Origin of the sequence: Streptomyces sp. NPDC041068 (assembly GCF_040647455.1) — a bacterium.
Taxonomy (GTDB): Bacteria; Actinomycetota; Actinomycetes; order Streptomycetales; family Streptomycetaceae; genus Streptomyces.
This window is the reverse complement of sequence record NZ_JBEZCG010000012.1, coordinates 273,670-291,675: the sequence shown is the minus strand read 5'-3', so window position 1 is coordinate 291,675 and position 18,006 is coordinate 273,670. Positions and strand designations below refer to the sequence as shown.

Sequence of the window (18,006 nt, the reverse complement as noted above, 5' to 3'; positions counted from 1 at the left end):
TCGAGGTCCGGGTGGGCGGCCGGTCCCTCGACATCGGGCACATGCGGCAGCGCTCCGTGCTCGCGGCGCTGCTGGTCGACGCCAACCGCACCGTCTCGGTGGACCAACTGGCCGACCGCGTCTGGGCGGACCGCCTCCCGCAGCGGTTCCGCACCACGCTCTACAGCTATCTCTCCCGCCTGCGCCACGCCCTGCTCCGGATCGAGGGTGCCGAGGCGCGGATCGAGAAGGAGCCCGGCGGCTACCAACTCACCGTCGACCCCGCCGCGGTGGACATGCACCGGTTCCGCGACCTGGTGGCGGAGGCCAGGGCCGCCGAGGAGCCCCGGCGCGCCGCGGCCCTGCTGGAGGAGGCGCTCGGCCTGTGGCGGGCCGAGCCGTTCGCCGCCCTGGACACGCCCTGGTTCGGTGCGCTGCGCGACACTCTCGTACGCGAAAGGCTCTCCGCCGAGCTGGACCGCAACGACCTCGCCCTGCGCCAGGGCCGGCATGGGGAGTTGCTGGCCGAGCTGACCGCGAGGGCCGAGGGGCACCCGCTGGACGAACGACTCGCCGGTCAACTGATGCTCGCTCTCCACGGATCGGGGCGGGCGGCCGACGCGCTGGGCCACTACCGGCGCACCCGGGACCGGCTCGCCGACGAGCTCGGTGTGGACCCCGGGGCGCCGTTGCGGGAACTGCACCAGCGGATCCTCACGGCCGACCCCTCGTTGGCCCCTCCACCCGTGGCCTCTGCCCCGCCACCCGCACCCCGCCAACTGCCGGCTCCTCCCGGCCTCTTCGCCGGCCGAGGCGGCGCGGCTGCGGGCTTGATACGCGCGGCGGCGTCGGGTCGGGCCGAGGTCACGGCCGCCAGTCGAAGGGGAAGTGCTTGCTCGATCCCCCGCGGTATTCATGGGAGAAGTCGAAGCCCTCCGCGTGATCACCGTCGACGACGCCCCAGGTCGCGATCTGACCGGGCCCCACCTCGGCGCCGGGAGCGTTGATCAGCTGGACGCGCCGGGAGGGATCGGCCGTGGGGCCGGTGAGCGCGGTGGCACCGACGGCGACCTTGTCGGCGACAGTGGCCCGCCAGTACGTGAGGTCCTCGGCCGCGTCGAAGTGAACCGGCGCGTACCGCACCTCGCGCAACTCGCTGATGAGCGAACCGAACTGGCCCGGCCAGCCGCCGACATGCCCGGCGAAGATCTGCTCCAGCGCATCGCGCTGCGCCGCGTCGCCCTTGGCGTCGATGTAGAGCATCACCTTCATCGTGGCATCCGGGTCGCCGACCCACATGTTCCCGGCGAACTCCCCGAGCGCGACCACGCCGAGCCCGTCCAGACGTACGTCCCCGAAGTGCCCCTCGTGGACCTGCCAGACGAGAGTGAAGAGACAGTCCCCATGGGTCGGCGCCTGGGCGAAGGTGCACGGGCAGGGCAGCGCACAGCTGCAGACGTCGAACCACTCACCCCTTAAGTGCCAGTCGGGGAGCGTGCCGTCGGCGCCGGCGCGGACGACGACGGGGGTGGCTGAGTCTCTCCGAGACGCGACGGGCGTCGTACACATGGTGTCCTCCAGACCCTGGTCATACCCTCGGGGGGTATAACTCGTTGACGAGCATGAGGCTACGACTCGCCATGCACACACGTCAAGTACCCCCAGGGGGTATTCCTTGATGCGGAAATCAGAACGCACCCGCTCGCGCCGGTTCGGGTCATGACGCTCTTCCCGCACATCGGCACAGCGGTCACGTCGTTCCGGAGGTCACCACAGGATGTCGGTGACAGCCAGCGCCTGGTCGCCGCGCTCGCCATCCCAGTGGAAGGTCAGCGCCTGGTCGACGGCAGCGGAGGTCAGCACACGACGCAAGACCTCGGTGGCCTGAGTGAGCGCCTGCAGAGAGCCGACGCCGTACAAGGTCCACACCGCGGAGTCGTCCAGTCCCTCGATACGGCACGGGCACTCCCAGTCCCCCTCCTTCTCAGGATGCGGGCGCGGTCGTCCGACCTGAATGCCCAGCGTGGTCCGGCGTCCGGAGCCGAAGGACCGACGGGCCGACCGTCGGCGCCGCGGAAGCAAAAGCGGTCGGCCGGTTCGCGTCCTGTTCATCCTCCGTGATCCTCACGAAAGATGGGGGCTTGTCAGAAAAGCGCACCTGTCGAGTGAGGAATCCACGATGGCCAGGAACGCGAAGGGCAACACGAAACCGCAGCAGGGTCCGGAGGGCCGGAGCCCCGAGGAGATCACGGCACTGCTCGCCGGGGCCGCCGACCCGGAGCAGCGGCTGGCCGTCCACCAGGAGCTCTACCCGGACGTGGTCAACCTCGCCACGGCGGAGAACGTGCTGGTCTATCCATCACTGCGGGACAACGTCTTCGACAGGCTCGGCGTCCTCGAGCAGAAAGACGTCAAGTACGCCCCTTCGTACGGCAGTCCGGAGATCCGCCACAACATCGCGGAAACGCTCCGCCCGACGTTCTCCCCGGACCTGAAGAGCGAGGACGTCTTCGGCACATCGGGTGCGTCGGCCGCCCTGGAGTGCCTGGCATTCGCGCTCAAGGACGGCGGGGTCCTGCGGAGCGGCGACCGGGTGCTGCTACCCGCCCCCTACTGGCAGGGCTTCAACTGGTCCTTCGAGCAACGGCCCGAACTGGTCACCGTTCCCGTTCATCTCCAGGAGAGGGGAAGGGAGAACTTCGAGCTCACCCTGGAAGATCTGCAACACACCTACCGGACCCAGCCGGAGCCGCCGAAGCTGCTCGTCCTCACCAACCCCAACAACCCGCTGGGCGACAACTACGGCAAGGACCTGCTGGAGAGCATCTACCGATGGGTGCTCGACGAGACGGGCATGCACATCATCTCCGACGAGATCTACGCCCACTCCCAACTCACGGGAGCCCGGCCGGAGTTCGTCAGCGCCCTGGCACTGGACGCCTACCGGAACGACGCGGAGGCGAAGAACCGGGTCCACGTCGTGTATTCATTCGCCAAGGACTTCGGGATTTCCGGTCTTAAGGCCGGAGTCGTGATCTCCAAGTCGCCGGTGGTCCATCAGGCCATGCAGGGCATCAAGGACAAGCAGAACTCCCTCTCCTGGTTCAGCCCGTTCGACTCGCTCAAGCACTTCGTCATCGGGAAGATGCTGGCGACCGCCACCGACGGCAAGAGCTATCCGCTCGAGCTGATGAAGCAGTACCGGGGCTGGCTGACGACCGCGTTCCAGGAAACCCGCCGTGCCCTCGATGACGGTGGGATCCCGTACCGCCACCGCGAAGGGCAGAACGCGGCGCAGTTCTTCTGGCTCGACCTGCGCGCCTGTCTGCCGCCGGCGGGCACGGTGATCCCACCGGAGACCGGGCCGCACTTTCCGCAACTCGACCGCGTACCGGAGCCGTTCGCCGAGAAGAGCGCGGAGGTCGAGAAGAAGGGGACGGCCGCGCTGCCGATCCTCTTCCCGAACATCTCCAGCGAGGAGGAGTGGCTGCGCTGGTACGTCGCCACGTACGCCCAGGTGCAGTTGCTCCCGGGGCAACTCCTGTCGTGCGCCGAGCCGGGCTACTTCCGGCTGTGCTACACGGCCGTCGACACCACCGAGGTCATCGCGTCGGTACGGAGGATCGCCGACCTCCTGGCTCCGTGGGGGAACAGCGGCCGCTGACGCGCCCGGTGTGTGCGCCCTCGCCCTGCAGCCGCCTGTTCCGGGCGGCTGTGCGGGTTCACCCGCGGCTGCGGCTGAACCGGCGCCTGCCGCCACTGCGTCCGCCGCCGCGGCCTCGCATGAAGAAGCCGATGATCCAGAGAGCCAGAAGTACGACCGCGACCCACCAGAGGATCTGCATGGCGAAGCCGAACCCGAAGATCACCAGGATCAGCAGGAGGAGAAGAATCCACATGAGCATCGCCGGGCCTCCGGTTCGCATGGAGTGGTTCCTGGTATCCGCGGGGACTGGGCGAAACGGGAAGGTGGAATGCGTCGCCCGAACGGTTCGGAGTGGCATGGCCCTACGCCGTGCCGTCAGTCAACGCTCGCCCTGACCTGCCGTCAACGGGTCTTGAGTGGTGTGGGGTCGGGAGCCGGGCGCGGGTCTGATGAGGTTGTCGGAGCGATGAAGGAGGCATCGGCCGGATCGCTCGGTGGCAGGATGCGGTCCTCCCACCAGGACAGGCCCATCACTGTGGCGAGCAGGACGAAGGGGACGAGAACAATCAGCGCGTACATGGTGTACCGCCTGCCGAGGGATGCGTGCGGCGGGACGGGCGCCGCATGGGTGCCCGCGTGGGGCGCGCCCTGGGGCGCGACAACCAAGGGATGCGGCCGGGGACCGGGGCGGCAGAGCGGACGATAGCCCTGACCGCACGTCTTGGAGAGGTCGCAAGCAGCCATCCCTTTCGGGGCCGATCGGAACTACGGCGAGCTCCTCCAGGAACTGCGGATCATTCGGACTTCCGGCGAGGCGCCGCCAGAGCGGGAACGCGTCCGGTCCGGCGGACGCCGGATGAGGTGCGACGCCCGGGAACAGATGCCGCTGAGCAGACCGTCGAGCGACTTCGGCTTCGGCAGCTACGGCTTCGGCGTCGGCGGCTTCGGCGTCGGCGGCTTCGGCTTCGGCGTCGGCGGCTTCTCGGCATGCCAGGAACGTCCATCGCGGAGCTGCGATGGACGCTGCCCTCGGCCTCAGGACCGTTCGTGCGGGCTCAGACGACCGCGCCCGTGCCCCTCTCCTTCCTCCTCCGTGCCTCCAACGGGCTGTATCCGTCGGGGACTTCCGTCGCGCCGCGGCGGCCGCGTGCCGGGGGCGGTGCAGGGTTGCGGTGTTCCAGGGCGATGGCGATCGGGACCGCAGTGAAGATCGTCGAGGCCATGCCGACCAGGACGCCCGCGATCAGCGCCACGGAGAAGTCCGCCAGCGAGTCGCCGCCCAGTACCGCCAGTGCGGTCAGGATGAAGAGGGCTCCCATGCCCGTGTTCACCGTGCGCGGGAGCGTTTGGACCACCGCGCGGTTGGCCGTCTTCTCCAGGTTGCCCCGTGGGTCTCGGCGGCGTGCTTCGCGTACGCGGTCGAAGACGACCACCGTGTCGTTCACCGAGTAGCCGATCACCGTGAGCAGAGCCGCGAGGAAGACGCTGTCCACCGGCTTGCCCAGCCAGGCGAACAGGCCCACCACGAGGAGGACGTCGTGGACCATGGCCGAGACCGCCGCTGCCGCCAGGGTCCAGCGGAACCGCACACTGAGGTAGAGCAGTTGCGCGGCCACCGCGATGCCCAGGGCCAGAAGCGCCTTCTGGCGCAGTTCGCTGCCGAGGCTCGGGCCGATCTGTTCGTCGCGCTCGACCGTGACCGTGCCGCCGGGCTTCTCCAAGGCCGCCTTGACGCGCTGCTGTTCGTCGTCGGTGAGCTTCTCCGTGCGAACGGTGATGTCGCCGTCGCCGGACTCCTGCACCACCGCGCGCGGGAACCCCGCGTCGGACACGGCGTTCCGGGCCGTGTCCGCGTCGACCGGCCTGCTGGTGCTGTACTCGACGAGGCGGCCACCGGTGAACTCCACCCCGAAGTCCAGGCCACGGATGAAGATGCCCGCGACGGCCACCGCCACCAGGAGCGCGCTGGCGCCCAGCCAGCGGCGCCGGTGGCGGACCAGGTTCGGGTTGCGGCGGGACAGCCATGTGCGGACGCGACCCGTCGAGGCGATGCCGGTCAGGCCAGGGCGCTTGCGCACGAAGCTGCGGGCGACCGCGAAGTCCGCGAGCGCACGGGTGATCACGAGCGCCGTGAGCATCGATGCCAGAACGCCGATGCACAGGGTGACTCCGAAGCCCTTGACCGGGCCCGTGGCGAAGAAGAACAGCAGACCGGCCGCCAGAAGCGTCGTCACGTTCGAGTCGATCACCGCGCTCCATGCCTTCGCGAAGCCGGTCTTCACCGGCTTCGCCAAGTCCCTGGAACGAACGCCCAGGTATTCCTCCCTCGCCCGTTCGAAGACCAGCACGTTCGCGTCCACCGCCATGCCGATGGCCAGGACGAACCCCGCGAGCCCCGGCAGCGTGAGCGTCGCGCCGAGCGCGACCAGAGCGGCGTACGAGATGAGGCCGTACAGAGCGAGGGCGAAGGCGGCGAGCGCGCCCAGGAGCCGGTAGACGACGGTGATGAACAGTGCGGTCAGGGCGATGCCGATGACCGCGGCCTTGGTGCTCGCCTCGATGGCGTCGGCGCCGAGCGTCGGGCCGACCGTGCGCTGCTCCACGACGTCGACGGGCACCGGCAGCGCGCCGCCCTTCACGAGCGCCGCCAGGTCGCGCGCCTCCGCCTGGCCGAAGTCGCCGCTGATCTGCGTGGAGCCGCCGGTGATGCCGGTCCCGCACACCACGTCCGCGTTGACACCGGGGGCCGAGATGATCTTGTTGTCGAGCGTGATGGCGACGCGGCGTTCCGGAGCGCCTTGTGGCGCGCAGGCCGCGTCCGAGGTGATCTTCGCCCAGGTGTCTCCCGCGCCCTTGCGGAAGTCGAGGGAGACCATCCAGCCGTTGAGCGACTGCTGGTCGAGGACCGCCTCGGCGTCCTCGACCCCCTCGCCGGTGAGGGCGGTGGGGCCCAGCTTCAGGTGATTGCCCGGCTGGTCCGGGTCGGGCAGCGTGCGTGATCCGTCGGCCTCGGGCTTCGCGGAGCCCTTGTCGGCGGACGCCCCCGTCACCGGGTGGACCGTGAGCTGTGCGGTGCGGCCGATGACCTCGGCGGCCTTGCGCGGATCCTGCACTCCGGGGAGTTCGACGATGATCCGTTTCTCGCCGGAGCGGGCGATGCCGGGTTCGGAGACGCCGAGGGCGTCGACGCGCTGCCTGAGGACCTCCAGGGCGCGATCGGTGGAAGCGGCGTCGGCCTTGACGGTGGGTGAGTCCCGGGTCTCCAGGACGATCTGGGTGCCGCCGCGCAGATCGAGGCCGAGGCGGGCGGATTGGGTGAGGGCGATGTACAGGGACAGGGCAACGGCCGCCAACGCGACGATCGCCCTCCACAAGGGTGCGCGGGACAAGGGTGCGCGAGACATGCGTAACTCCACGATGAGGGCAGGGCTGAGGGACGCGTGACCGGCCCCGCGCGGTGTGCGCCGGGTCAGAAGGGTCAGGCGTCGATGACGGTCTGCGTGCTCATCGGTGGGGCGGGCCGCGCGGGGCGGCGGACTCGGCCGGGCTGCCCGGCGGCACGAGTGCGGTGGCGGGGCGCGTGTCGGGCCCGCCCAGGGCGCGGCGCGGGGCCGCGTCGACGGCCGTGCGCGCGGGGCCCGCAGGCTGCGGGCCCGGGATGTGGGCGTCGGGCCGGTGCGTGACCGCGACGTGGAGCGCCGGGACGTCGTCGGGTCCCGCCCCCTGTCCGGCGTGCGCCACCACCATGTGGTGGGTGAGCGGCCCGTCGGTGGGCATGCCCTGCGCCCCGGCCACCGGGACGAACAGCGCGAGGACGGTGACGACAAGGGTCAGCGCGGACGCGGCCAGGCGCGCGGAGCGGCTCTGCTGCGGCACGCGTCCCCCCGTCCCTCCGGTGCTCGTCGGGTGCGCACGGCGTGGCCCCGCCCTGCTCAACGTATGAGGGCCCCCGGTCCGTTCCGCGTTTCCAGGCCCTGCGCTAACGAAGCTGCCACGAAGCGACAGGTAGCCGAGGGTGATGCTCTGGTAATGGTTCTCTGGGCGTCGGGCGCGGGCCCGGTCACGGATCGAGGGCGTTGACGCGATTCTCGTACTCGCGGCAGGCCTTGCGCTGCGCCGGGATTGCTGGGGCGCCCGAGGCGCCGTCGAGCCGTCGAGAGTGGGCGAGGAGTTGGCGGTGGACCGCGTATGTGGCGCGGACGCGAAGCATGTGACCCTGGCCGCGCCGTACGGTCAGGCCCTGATCGAGTGCGGCCTTCTCAGCGGGGTCCAGGTCGGCCGGGCGAAGGAGGTCGGCGACTTTGCCCGGCATGTCGAGGCTCACAATCGGCTCTGGAGCCGGGGTGGCCTCGTGGCTGACGGACGTGTGCTCGGGCAAGAGATCGGCGACGGCCGTGCGGATGGCGCCGCGGCTGACCTTGTGCTCGCGGGCCGGTGCGGCGATGGTACGGCCCTTGAGGTACGCCGCGCGCACACCGTCGACCTTACGGGTCGTGATGACCGGGCGACGCCCGCCCTTGTTGCCCCTGGCCTCGGCGGCCCGCAGCCCGTCGTACGTCAACTCCCGCTGCAGGTCGCGCTGGAGCTCCCCCGCGGCGGCGAGGGTCTGCACCATGAATTTCACCGTGGACTGCAGCTCTCCGGTGCGCGGGTGGCGCGCGGTGAGGTCCATGGCGGAGAAGGCACCGTCGTGGATGCGCAGGGCGAGGCGGCCGCGGTGCAGGACGTCGAGCACGTCGAGGATGTGCTGGGTGCCGCGCACGAGGCGGAACATCTCGGAGATGTACACGACGCCCCCGGCCGCGCGTAGGTGAGCAGCTCGCCGAACTTCGGCCGTTCCAGACGGTGGAGGCGGCTGGAGGTGCCGGCCTGTTCCTCGAACATCACCGGGTCCTCGATCCGGGCCTCGGTCAGGACGAGGTTCTGCCGGTCGGTCGGCTACTGGTCGGTCGACACCCGCTTGTGGACCAGATTCGCCGTGTGATCCCGTTTCGCGTGGAGAGTCCGGAGCCCGGCTGCCATCAAACCCTGTCGTCATCCACCATCGGATCTCATTGGATAGGCACCCCGAAATGGCCGGGTTCATTGGACACCCGCAGGCCCTGGCATCAGACGAACGCTTGCCGGCACTCGCGTGATCGAGCGGGGTGTCAGCCTTCCTTCTGCGTCTCAGCGCAGGGGCCGGGCGCATGTTGGGCTGCACTGTGTCCGCCCCAGCGGGCGAGTCGACCCAGCCTGCCCGGGGCGCGCACGCGGTGTCACTCATCGCACCGCGCCGTGGAAATGATGCGCCGCACATCCCCTGCTCTGTTTATGAGCTGTTCACGTCATAACCGGGTCCGCACGCCCGAGTGGCTTCGGTGTAGGCGGCAAGGAGCGTTCCGAGCGGCGATTCTCACCGCCGCGGCACCCCATCCCGTCCCAGTCCGTTCGCTGCGACGTACACCGTCATGCCACGAGGGAGAGTCTCATGTCGTACGACGAGGTTGACGTCCTGTTCAAGCACTCGACTCCGGATACGGCCACGCACGTGCGGGGCAATCCTCTGGTCGCGGCGCTCTCGCAGGGGCGGGCGGGGCCGGCCGAGGTGGCGCGGGTCGTCGTGGGCGAGTTTCACGCGCATGCCGCGGAGGTGGCGGCGTTCGCCACCCTGGCGGCGCGCTGCCCCGTGCAGCCGGTTGCCGGGTACTTCGTGGATCTGGCACGTCTGGTGCTGGACTGCGAGGCTCCGCTGCTGGCCTGTGCCGAGGCACTGGGCCTGAGCGAGCAGGAGCTGCGGCACCGACAACCGGCAAGGGGGATGCGCGACTTCGGTTCCTTCATGTCGTGGCTGGCGATGCGGGCCGGTCCGGCCGAGGCCGCCGGTGCGGTGCGGGCGGATCTTCTGCTGTGGTGCGGCAGCTGTGCCGCGCTGGCGGACGAGCTGACGCGGCACGAGGCACCGCTGCCGCAGCCGGTCATCGACTATTTCTCGCTGTTCCAGACCCCTCCGGAGCGCTTCATCGAGGAAGCGCGTGAGGTGGCCGCCTACGGACTGGCCCAGGGAGAAGAACCGGCCGCTGTCGAGCGGGGCATCGCCCAGGTCGAACCCGTCCTTTCCCGCTTCTGGGCGGCCGCCGTCCAGCCCTCCGCCTCCACCAACTGACGCCCTCCGCTGTCCCTCACTGTCCCCCTCCCCCGCACCAGGCAAGGAAGCTCCCGACACACCCGGCAAGGAAGCACTGATGGCAACCGCACCGCACAGCACCACCACCCCCTACCACCACGACCTCGTACGCCAGTGGAACAACGTGTCCACCGACTATCCGAGCACCGCGACGGTGCCCGAGCTCTTCGCACGTCAAGCGTCCGCCACGCCCGAAGCCTCCGCCGTGTGCCAGGGCACGGAACGACTCGCCTACGGCGAACTGGCCGACCGGGTTGCCCGGTTGGCGGATCACCTCGTCGACACGGGAGTGAAGCCCAAAGACGTCGTCGGCGTGCTGATGGAGCGGTCGGTGGCGTGCGTGACGGCGGTGCTGGCCGTGATGCGGGCCGGGGCGGCCTATCTGCCACTCGATCCGCACTACCCGCAACATCACCTGCTGCGGATCCTCAAGGACGCCGACGCCCGGACAGTGATCGCAAGCGAGCGGGACCGGCGGCTCGGCGAGGGGCGAGCCCGGATCGTCTGTGTGGACGCGGCGTTCGAGCGCACGGGAGTCTCGGACGGTGTGCGCGTCGGGGCGGACGACCCCGCTTACGTGATCTTCACGTCCGGGTCGACGGGGGTGCCCAAGGGGGTGGTGGTGCCCCACCGTGGCCCGGTACGGCTGGTCTGCCACGGGGATGTGCGCCTGCGGTTGACGGCGGACGATGTGGTGCTGGCGACGACCAACCCCACGTTCGACGTGTCGTGCTTCGAGTGGTTCGGCGCGCTGCTCAACGGGGCCCGGCTGGTCCTCGCGGAGGTGGACACGCTGCTGTCCGCGGACGCCCTGGCGGAGACGCTGCGCACCGAGCGGGTGAGTGTGATGTGGCTGAGCGCCGGGCTGTTCCATCAGATGGCCAAGGTAGGGCCGCAGATGTTCACCGGCCTGCGGTGTCTGATCGCGGGAGGTGACGCGCTCTCACCCGAAGCGGTCCGGCAGGTCCTTGCCCACGGCCGCCCGGAGACGTTCCTGAACGGCTACGGCCCGACCGAGAACTCCTCCTTGTCCACGGTGCACCCCGTCACCGAGCTGCCGCCGGAGGCTGAGACGGTGCCGATCGGGACGCCGGTGGCCAACTCCACCGCCTATGTGACGCGCGCTGACGGCACCCTGGCCGAGGTCGGAGAGGCCGGGGAACTCTGGGTTGGCGGTGACGGTGTGGCCTTGGGCTATCTCGGTGACGAGCAGCTGACCAGCAACCGTTTCGTGCCCGACCACCTCGGAGCGAATGCGGCGGGACGCCTGTACAAGACGGGGGATCTGGCCCGCTGGCGGCCCGATGGGGTGCTGGAGTTCTTGGGCCGTACCGACCGGCAGGTGAAGGTACGCGGCTACCGGATCGAGCTGGACGAGATCGAGGTGCACCTCAGTGCCCACGACCAGGTCCGCGAGGCCGCTGTGATGGCCCAGGGCGAGGGTGGCAACGACCGGCTCCTGGCCTGGATCACGCCGCACAACGGGGCCGATCCTGGTCAACTCTCCTGGACCCTGCGGGAGTTCCTGCGCGATCGGCTCCCCGTCTTCATGGTGCCCAACCCGATCCTCGTCCGCCCCCGGATGCCCCTGTCGCGCTCGGGGAAGATCGACCGCGATCAGCTCGCCCGCGAAGCCACCCAGCACACCGCCACCGGCCGGCACACCGACTCGGCACTGCAGACACCGGTGGAACAGGATGTCGCCGACGTCTGGGCGGACATCCTGGGCATCACCGGCGGCATCGGCCGGGACGACGACTTCTTCGCACTGGGCGGCCACTCCCTGCAGGCCACCCAGCTGGCCGCACGCTGCCGAGCCCAGTTCGCCCTGTGCCCCGAACACAGCCGTCATCTGATCCGCACCCTGCTGGCCAATCCGACGGTACGCACCTTCGCGGCACGCATCGAGGAACTGCGGAACACCCCCGAGGCGGACACCGGCGAGGCCGCGGTCGACTTCGAGGCCGTCTCCCACCTCGACCCGCAGCTGCGCTTCACCACCGCCCCCGACCTGCCATCGGGCGGGCGCCGCGTCGTGCTCTCCGGCGCCACCGGCTTCCTGGGCACCTATCTGCTGGACGCCCTCCTTCACAACGATGTCGCCGAGCGGGTGCACTGCCTGGTCCGCGCCGGGGACGAACAGGAGGGACGACGACGGCTGGCAGCCCGCATGCGTCGCTACGGCCTCGATCCCACCCGCGTCCACGAGCGGGTCACGATCGTTCCCAGTGACCTGGCGGCGCCCCGGTTCGGGCTCAGCGAGGCGGCCTTCCGCGAGCTGGGAGAGTCAGCGGACACACTGCTGCACGCAGGCTCCCGGGTGAACTTCGCCTACCCCTACGCCGCACTCGAAGCGATCAACGTCGGCGGCACCCGCACCATGCTGGACCTGGCCCGCAGCGGACCGCCCAAGGTGTTGCACTACGTGTCGTCCATCGCGGTCATCGCCGGATTCGGCATCGCCGGGGTCCGCCACCTCGACGAGGACACCCCGCTGGACTTCGGCGACCGCATCTCCCTGGGCTACCCGGAGACCAAGTGGGTCGCCGAACGCCTGGTCGCCCAGGCCGCCGACCAGGGCCTGGCCGTGGCCATCCACCGCCCCTACGAGATCACCGGTAGTCGCACCGGCGGCATCTGGAACACCGACACCATGATGTGCGCTCTGTTCCGCAGCATCGCCGAAACCGGCCTGGCCCCCGACATGGCGCTCCCGCTGGACTTCGTCCCGGTCGACTACACCGCCCAGGCCATCGTGCACATCCTTGCCCACCGCCGAGCCGAAGGGCGTGTGCACCACATCACCAACGCCCACGACGCCCGCCTGTCCCTCCTGGTCGAACGGCTCCAGGCCAAGGGCTACCCGGTGCAAACCGTGCCCTACGAGCGATGGGTCGCGTACATGGCGGACCTGACCGCCCGTGACCCCGGCCAGCCGATGGCGCCGTTCATGCCGATGTTCATCGAACCGGCCCGGCGCTCCACCCTCTCCGTCAAGGAGATGTACTTCGCCGGCACCTTCCCCGCCTTCAGCCGCCGCAACTTCGAACAGGCCATCGCCGACTCCGACTTGACCTGTCCGCCGGTCGACGCCGGCCTCCTCGACTCCTACCTGCGGTACTTCGTCGACTCCGGCTTCCTCCAGCCCCCCGCACCCGCCCGCGTCCGTGTGCACACCTGACCGGAAAGGCATCCTCATGCGCATCGCCGTCATCGGAGCGGGCATCGCCGGACTGACCGCTGCCTGGCTCCTGGACGAACACCACCATGTCACCGTCTACGAAGCCACCGACCGCCCCGGCGGCAACATCCGCACCGTCCCCGTCACGACCAAGGAGCACGGAACCCTCCAGGTCGACCTCGGCGCCCAGTTCCTGTCCCCGACCGCCTACCCCCACCACACCGCCCTGTCCCGGGCGTTGGGCATCACCGCCGAGGACACCACCGCCGTGCCGCTCACCACGACGCTCCTGCACGCCGGACGAGACGAACCCCTCCTCGTCACCCCCCACACCCTCACCGACCCGGCCAACGGCCGCAAGCCACTGACCGGACCGGCCTGGGAGGCCCTCGGCACCTTCCTCGCCCAGGCCGCCCAGCTCGAAGCCGACAACGGACCGCACGCCACGACTGTCGCGGACCTGACCGCGCCCCTGGACCTGCCCGAGCACCTCCTGCGCGACGCGGTCCTGGCCTGGTGCGCCTCCTTCGTCGGCTGCACCCTCGACCAGGCCGCCCGCATGCCCGCACGGGCCGCCGCAGCCTGGGCCACCCGCACTCCATCCCAAGCCCCCGACACCGCGCCGACATGGAACGTCCTCACCCACGGCATCGACACACTCGTCGAACGCCTGGCCACATCCCTTCACGGTCGCGTCTGCTATGGCACGCCTGCCCGCCGCCTGGACACCACGACCGGTCGGCCTGCCGTGATCCACAGCGGCGGCACGACCGCCTATGACGCGATCGTCCTGGCCCTGCCCGCCCCGCAGGCGGCACGCCTCCTGCACCACTGCCCCGAACTCCACGCCCCGTCAGCAGCCTTGGCCGCATTCGACTACACGCCCACCACCGTTGCGCTGCACCGCGATCCACGCCACATGCCCGCCGACCGCGCGCACTGGTCGAGCGTGTGCACCACCAGCGACGGGCAGTGGGCGGAAATGACCTGCTGGCTCGGCCCCGTGCTGGGCGCCGATGTGTTCAAGAGCTGGATCACCCACCGCACCCCACCGGACGACATCATCGCCACGGCCGACTTCCAACAGCTGAGGCCCACCGTCCCCGGCCAGCTCGCCGCGCAACAACTCCGTAGCCAGCAAGGCCAGTGCGGCGTGTACTACACCGGCAGCTACCTCGACGACGCCGACAGCCAGGAAGGGGCCGTCCGCTCCGCCCTGGAAGCCCTCCGGCCGCTGTGCGCCGCCGGAACCCGCCTCAACTCCCTCACCACATAGGGCAAGGAAACCCCCCTGTTCGCATCCTGCTCACCGCGCTGCCCAGCGGCCTCGGCCACCTCCCCGGTCCAGGCCGTCCGGCCGGCGCCTCCCGACACGGCTACCGGAGGTACCGCCGTGCTCCAGCCCGCAACACATCTGTCCCATCTCTCCTACGAGCTACGCGGCGCTCTGCCCCGCCTCGCCGACGAACTCGAGCGGCAAGGCCGCCACGTCATCCGCCTGCACCTGGGCGATCCCGCCGCACACGGCATCACCGCACCACGCGCCGTCACCGACGCGGTGCGCCACCACCTCACGGCATCCTGCGGCTACGGCCCCGCTCAGGGCCTGCCCGAAGCCCGCGCAGCGGTCGCCGCCTACTACCGCGACCGCGGCCTCACCACCCTCGAACCACGCGACATCCACCTCGGCAACGGCGTCTCCGAACTCATACTCCTCGCCCTCCAGGCCCTGCTCAACCCCGGCGACGAGGTCCTGCTGCCTACCCCCGGATACCCGCTGTGGGCAGCCGCCGTCCACCTGGCCGGCGGCACCCCCGTCCACTACCGCTGCGACGAACACGCCGACTGGCTGCCCGACCTCGCCGACCTGCGGGCGAAGACCAGCGACCACACCGTCGCCCTGGTGGCCAACACCCCGCACAACCCCACCGGCGCCGTCTGGCCCGCCGACATCCTCCACGTCTTCGCGGACATCGCCAGGCAACGTCAACTCCTGCTCCTGTCCGACGAGATCTACGCGCACATCGTGTACGACACCCAGCACACCACCCTGGCCGGTCTGGCTCCCGACCTGCCGTGCCTCACCTTCGGTGGGCTGTCCAAAACGCACTGCGTGCCCGGATTCCGCGCCGGCTGGATGGCCCTCAGCGGCCCCCACTCCACCACCCGCGCCTACAGCGAGGCCGTCACCCTGCTCGCGTCCCTCCGGCTATGTCCCAACACACCGGCCCAGCACGCCATCGCCCCCGCCCTGAGCCGCATCCACCAGACCGAGACCCATCTCACCGGACCAGGCGGCATCCTCCGCCGACGCCACGACGCCGCTTGGGAAGCCCTGCACGACATCCCCGGCATCAGTTGCACACGGCCCCACGGAGCGTTCTACCTCTTCCCCCGCATCCCCCAGGGCGGACACGACAGCACATTCGCCCACACCCTGCTGCGCGAGCACGGCGTCCTCGTCGCCCCCGGCTCAGGATTCCACCACACCGAAACCGACCACATCCGCCTCTCCACTCTCGCCGACACCCAGCAGTTCAAGGAAGCCATGCACCGCGTCGCTCATCATGTCGAGGTTGCACCTGTCGGCCGAGCGTCCAGTGGCTGAGTCCAGTAGCGCCGAACAGCCCACCGCTCATCCGCTCCTACGGCACGCTTCCGACCCATTTCAGCTGGCCTCCCACCCGTGTCGTCGGCTTCGGCACCTGCCGTGGGGCAGCACCGGGGCCGACGGCATTCTCAACTTCGGTGGCGGAGCTCTCCTCGCTCTCCGGTTCGGGAATCCGGCGTGCTGGAGCGTGCTGAGGCACGGCCGGAAAGGACAGGCCGAGCCGGTTGCCCATGTCCAACTCGAACCGGCCGCACGGATTCACATGCGTCCAAAACAGCGGGGACAGGGCCCGCCGGTCGACGTCGGTGAGCTTCTCGGCCCACTTGGGCTCGGCCAGGATCTCTTGCAGCAGCAGCGTGTTGACGTGCACGAGACTGCTCCGGACAAGGTGCAGGGCGAGCATGGAGACCTCCTGGCTCTCCTTGTCGTCGCCGGTCAGGTCGCCGTCCTTGCCGTAGAACAGATCCATGAGGTTCGTCGACCACGACCCGAACTTCTTGCTGTCCGACGCACATGACGAGCCCGCCCCCCGCCATCGCTCGTCCCGTGCGGTGAAAGTGGCGTTCACCAGCCGCACCAAGGCGGCGCGCAAGTTGGCCCGGTTGAAGAAGGTCTGCCCGCCGCCCACACTCGCGGTGCCATCTCCCCTGTCGTCCTCGGCGACCAGCTCATCCAGCATGGTGCGGGTGATCGCAGACAGCCGCCCCATGGTGGTCCCGCAGAACCGGCTCTCGAAAGTGCTGACCGCCGAGCCCACCACCCTGGCCACCTTCGCCGGGGCTGGCGGCTCGATCGACTTCTTGCGACAGCGTGCCACCACCGCCTCCGCCAGCCGCTCCCGTGACAGCTCCACCGGGCACAACTCCGCGGCCGGCCATTCAGCGAGGCCCGCCTGGTCCTGCGTCGTGCACTCGTGGAACCCGTACGCTGCCCGAATCCTCCATCCGGTGACGGCTGATGGCCCTGCCCGACCAGTCGTACGCCGACCACTGCCCGGCCTCGATCAGACCCTCCGGCTCCCACTCCTGGCGCATGTGCCCCTCCTGCCTCAACTGCCAATGACAGCCGTCACTCTGAGCCAGGACCCCACCCCTCAAGAACCCCCGAATCCCGAGCGTCAACAGGCGCCACCCTTCGCCACACCATTACGTACCGCTACTTGTCGCTTCGCGGCAGCTTCGGGAGCGCAGGGCCTCCCAGGAAGTTCTCAGGAGGTTCCCAGGAAGCCCCTAGGGCTCGATCAAGTTCCGTATTCCACCAGGCTGGTGGGCACCACCACATGCCTCGGCGGTCTCGGCCCCGTCTCTCCGGTGACGCCCCGCCTTCTGTCGTGCAGGCGGTCGGCGAGCAGGCGGCCCGCGGCCCTGCCGAGCTCGTCGCTGTCGTACGCGACAAGGGTGAGGGCGAGGCCCAGCGCGTCGGCGAGTTCGAAGTCGTCGAACCCTGCGAGCGCGACGGGCGGACCGCCGGACGCGCGCAGGGCGCGGATCGCGCGGAAGGCTCCTATCGTGTTGCGGTTGTTGGAGCAGAACAGCGCTGTGGGCGGGTCGGGCAGCGCGAGGAGCGCGGACGCCGCGCGCGTGGCCTCGTCCGGTTCCGTCTGGCCCTGGCGTACGAGGCGGGGGTCCAAGGAGATGCCCGCCGAGGTAAGGGCGGCCGCGTAGCCGCGCACGCGCTCCGTACCGGTGTAGACGGCGGGCGGCGAGCCGAGGAAACCGATGCGGCGATGGCCGCGGCCAAGGAGGCGGGCCGTGGCGTCGCGCGCGCCCCCGAAGTCGTCGACCAGGACGCAGTCCGCGGCGAAGCCCTCGGGCGGGCGGCTGGCGAGCACCACCGGCACTCCGTCGGCGGCCGCCGCGGCGAGGTGGCGCTGGTCGGCGCCCGCGGGCACGGCGATGATGCCGTCGACGCGGCGGGCCACGAGGTCGGAGACCAGTTCCCGTTCGGCGTCGAGGTCCTGCCCCGTGTTGCCGATGACCGTCTTCAGACCGTGCTCGGCGACCACGGAGTCCACGCCAAGGGCGAGGCGCGAGTAGAAGGGGTTGGCGAGGTTGGTGACGACGAGTCCGACCAGGCCGCTGCCCCGGCCGAGCCTGAGGCTGCGGGCGACCTCGTTGGGGCGGTAGCCGAGCGCCGTGGCCGCGGCGCGGACCCGTTCGCGGGTGGCGGGCAGCACCTGCGGGTCGTCCCGCAGCACCCGGGACGCCGTCATCGCGCTGACGCCCGCGCGCTCGGCGACGTCCCGCAGGGTGGGCTGGCCGCTCCTGGCGTCGCGTTGCGGCCGACCGCTGTGCGGCTCCGGCGGTCCGGGCATGGTGCGGGTGTCCTTCCGTTCCGTTCGGTCATCGTGTCCGGTCGGCAATCGAGTCCGGTCGGCAATCGAGTCCGTTCGGCAATCGTGCCTGTCCGGGCGGCGCTCGTTC

At 70.2% G+C, this 18,006-nt stretch carries 14 protein-coding genes and 1 pseudogene; 6 read left to right on the top strand and 9 right to left on the bottom strand.

Annotation, left to right across the window (positions count from 1 at the left end; translation table 11 throughout):
- Window positions 1-41 precede the first annotated feature (41 nt).
- Window positions 42-683 (top strand): annotated as a pseudogene (locus AB0B50_RS27915) (AfsR/SARP family transcriptional regulator); the annotation flags it as partial.
- A 160-nt stretch (window positions 684-843) separates the two neighbouring features.
- Here AB0B50_RS27915 and AB0B50_RS27910 read toward each other — a convergent pair.
- Both AB0B50_RS27910 and AB0B50_RS27905 read right to left on the bottom strand, forming a co-directional pair.
- Window positions 844-1,548: a DUF1326 domain-containing protein gene (locus AB0B50_RS27910; protein WP_362337572.1), complete on the bottom strand. Its 705-nt coding sequence runs from the start codon at window positions 1,546-1,548 to the stop codon at window positions 844-846.
- Between the two features lie 198 nt (window positions 1,549-1,746).
- Entirely contained in the window at window positions 1,747-1,899 is a 153-nt protein-coding gene (locus AB0B50_RS27905) for a hypothetical protein (RefSeq protein ID WP_362337569.1), read from the bottom strand.
- A 259-nt stretch (window positions 1,900-2,158) separates the two neighbouring features.
- Here AB0B50_RS27905 and AB0B50_RS27900 point away from each other — a divergent pair, with 259 nt between their 5' ends.
- On the top strand, window positions 2,159-3,643 hold the full coding sequence (locus tag AB0B50_RS27900) for a pyridoxal phosphate-dependent aminotransferase (protein ID WP_362337566.1): 1,485 nt from the start codon (window positions 2,159-2,161) through the stop codon (window positions 3,641-3,643).
- A 58-nt stretch (window positions 3,644-3,701) separates the two neighbouring features.
- Here AB0B50_RS27900 and AB0B50_RS27895 read toward each other — a convergent pair whose 3' ends face one another.
- From AB0B50_RS27895 to AB0B50_RS27875, 5 genes are all read right to left on the bottom strand, one after another.
- On the bottom strand, window positions 3,702-3,905 hold the full coding sequence (locus AB0B50_RS27895) for a hydrophobic protein (protein ID WP_362337563.1): 204 nt from the start codon (window positions 3,903-3,905) through the stop codon (window positions 3,702-3,704).
- 122 nt (window positions 3,906-4,027) lie between these two features.
- Entirely contained in the window at window positions 4,028-4,204 is a 177-nt protein-coding gene (locus tag AB0B50_RS27890; RefSeq protein ID WP_362337561.1) for a hypothetical protein, read from the bottom strand.
- Window positions 4,205-4,680: 476 nt separating this feature from the next.
- Window positions 4,681-7,029 carry a protein translocase subunit SecD gene (gene secD, locus AB0B50_RS27885; RefSeq protein WP_362337558.1) on the bottom strand — a complete coding sequence of 783 codons (2,349 nt, stop codon included), beginning with the start codon at window positions 7,027-7,029 and terminating at the stop codon, window positions 4,681-4,683.
- A 100-nt stretch (window positions 7,030-7,129) separates the two neighbouring features.
- Window positions 7,130-7,501 carry a hypothetical protein gene (locus AB0B50_RS27880; RefSeq protein WP_362337555.1) on the bottom strand — a complete coding sequence of 124 codons (372 nt, stop codon included), beginning with the start codon at window positions 7,499-7,501 and terminating at the stop codon, window positions 7,130-7,132.
- Between the two features lie 184 nt (window positions 7,502-7,685).
- Window positions 7,686-8,399 carry a hypothetical protein gene (locus AB0B50_RS27875; RefSeq protein WP_362337552.1) on the bottom strand — a complete coding sequence of 238 codons (714 nt, stop codon included), beginning with the start codon at window positions 8,397-8,399 and terminating at the stop codon, window positions 7,686-7,688.
- A 696-nt stretch (window positions 8,400-9,095) separates the two neighbouring features.
- Here AB0B50_RS27875 and AB0B50_RS27870 point away from each other — a divergent pair.
- From AB0B50_RS27870 to AB0B50_RS27855, 4 genes are all read left to right on the top strand, one after another.
- Window positions 9,096-9,770, top strand: coding sequence for a hypothetical protein (locus tag AB0B50_RS27870; RefSeq protein ID WP_362337549.1), 675 nt, complete (start codon window positions 9,096-9,098; stop codon window positions 9,768-9,770).
- A 79-nt stretch (window positions 9,771-9,849) separates the two neighbouring features.
- Entirely contained in the window at window positions 9,850-12,972 is a 3,123-nt protein-coding gene (locus AB0B50_RS27865; protein ID WP_362337546.1) for an amino acid adenylation domain-containing SDR family oxidoreductase, read from the top strand.
- 16 nt (window positions 12,973-12,988) lie between these two features.
- Complete coding sequence (locus AB0B50_RS27860) at window positions 12,989-14,248, top strand: FAD-dependent oxidoreductase (protein WP_362337544.1); 1,260 nt, start codon at window positions 12,989-12,991, stop codon at window positions 14,246-14,248.
- A 117-nt stretch (window positions 14,249-14,365) separates the two neighbouring features.
- A complete protein-coding gene (locus tag AB0B50_RS27855; RefSeq protein ID WP_362337541.1) occupies window positions 14,366-15,580 on the top strand; it encodes an aminotransferase class I/II-fold pyridoxal phosphate-dependent enzyme in 1,215 nt (404 codons plus the stop codon).
- A 37-nt stretch (window positions 15,581-15,617) separates the two neighbouring features.
- Here the strand turns inward: AB0B50_RS27855 and AB0B50_RS27850 are convergent, their stop codons facing one another.
- Together AB0B50_RS27850 and AB0B50_RS27845 are read right to left on the bottom strand one after the other, a co-directional pair.
- A complete protein-coding gene (locus AB0B50_RS27850) occupies window positions 15,618-16,520 on the bottom strand; it encodes a Tn3 family transposase (protein ID WP_362337803.1) in 903 nt (300 codons plus the stop codon).
- Window positions 16,521-16,823: 303 nt separating this feature from the next.
- Window positions 16,824-17,897, bottom strand: a complete 1,074-nt coding sequence (locus tag AB0B50_RS27845) for a LacI family DNA-binding transcriptional regulator (protein ID WP_362337538.1) — start codon at window positions 17,895-17,897, stop codon at window positions 16,824-16,826.
- Window positions 17,898-18,006: the final 109 nt, after the last annotated feature.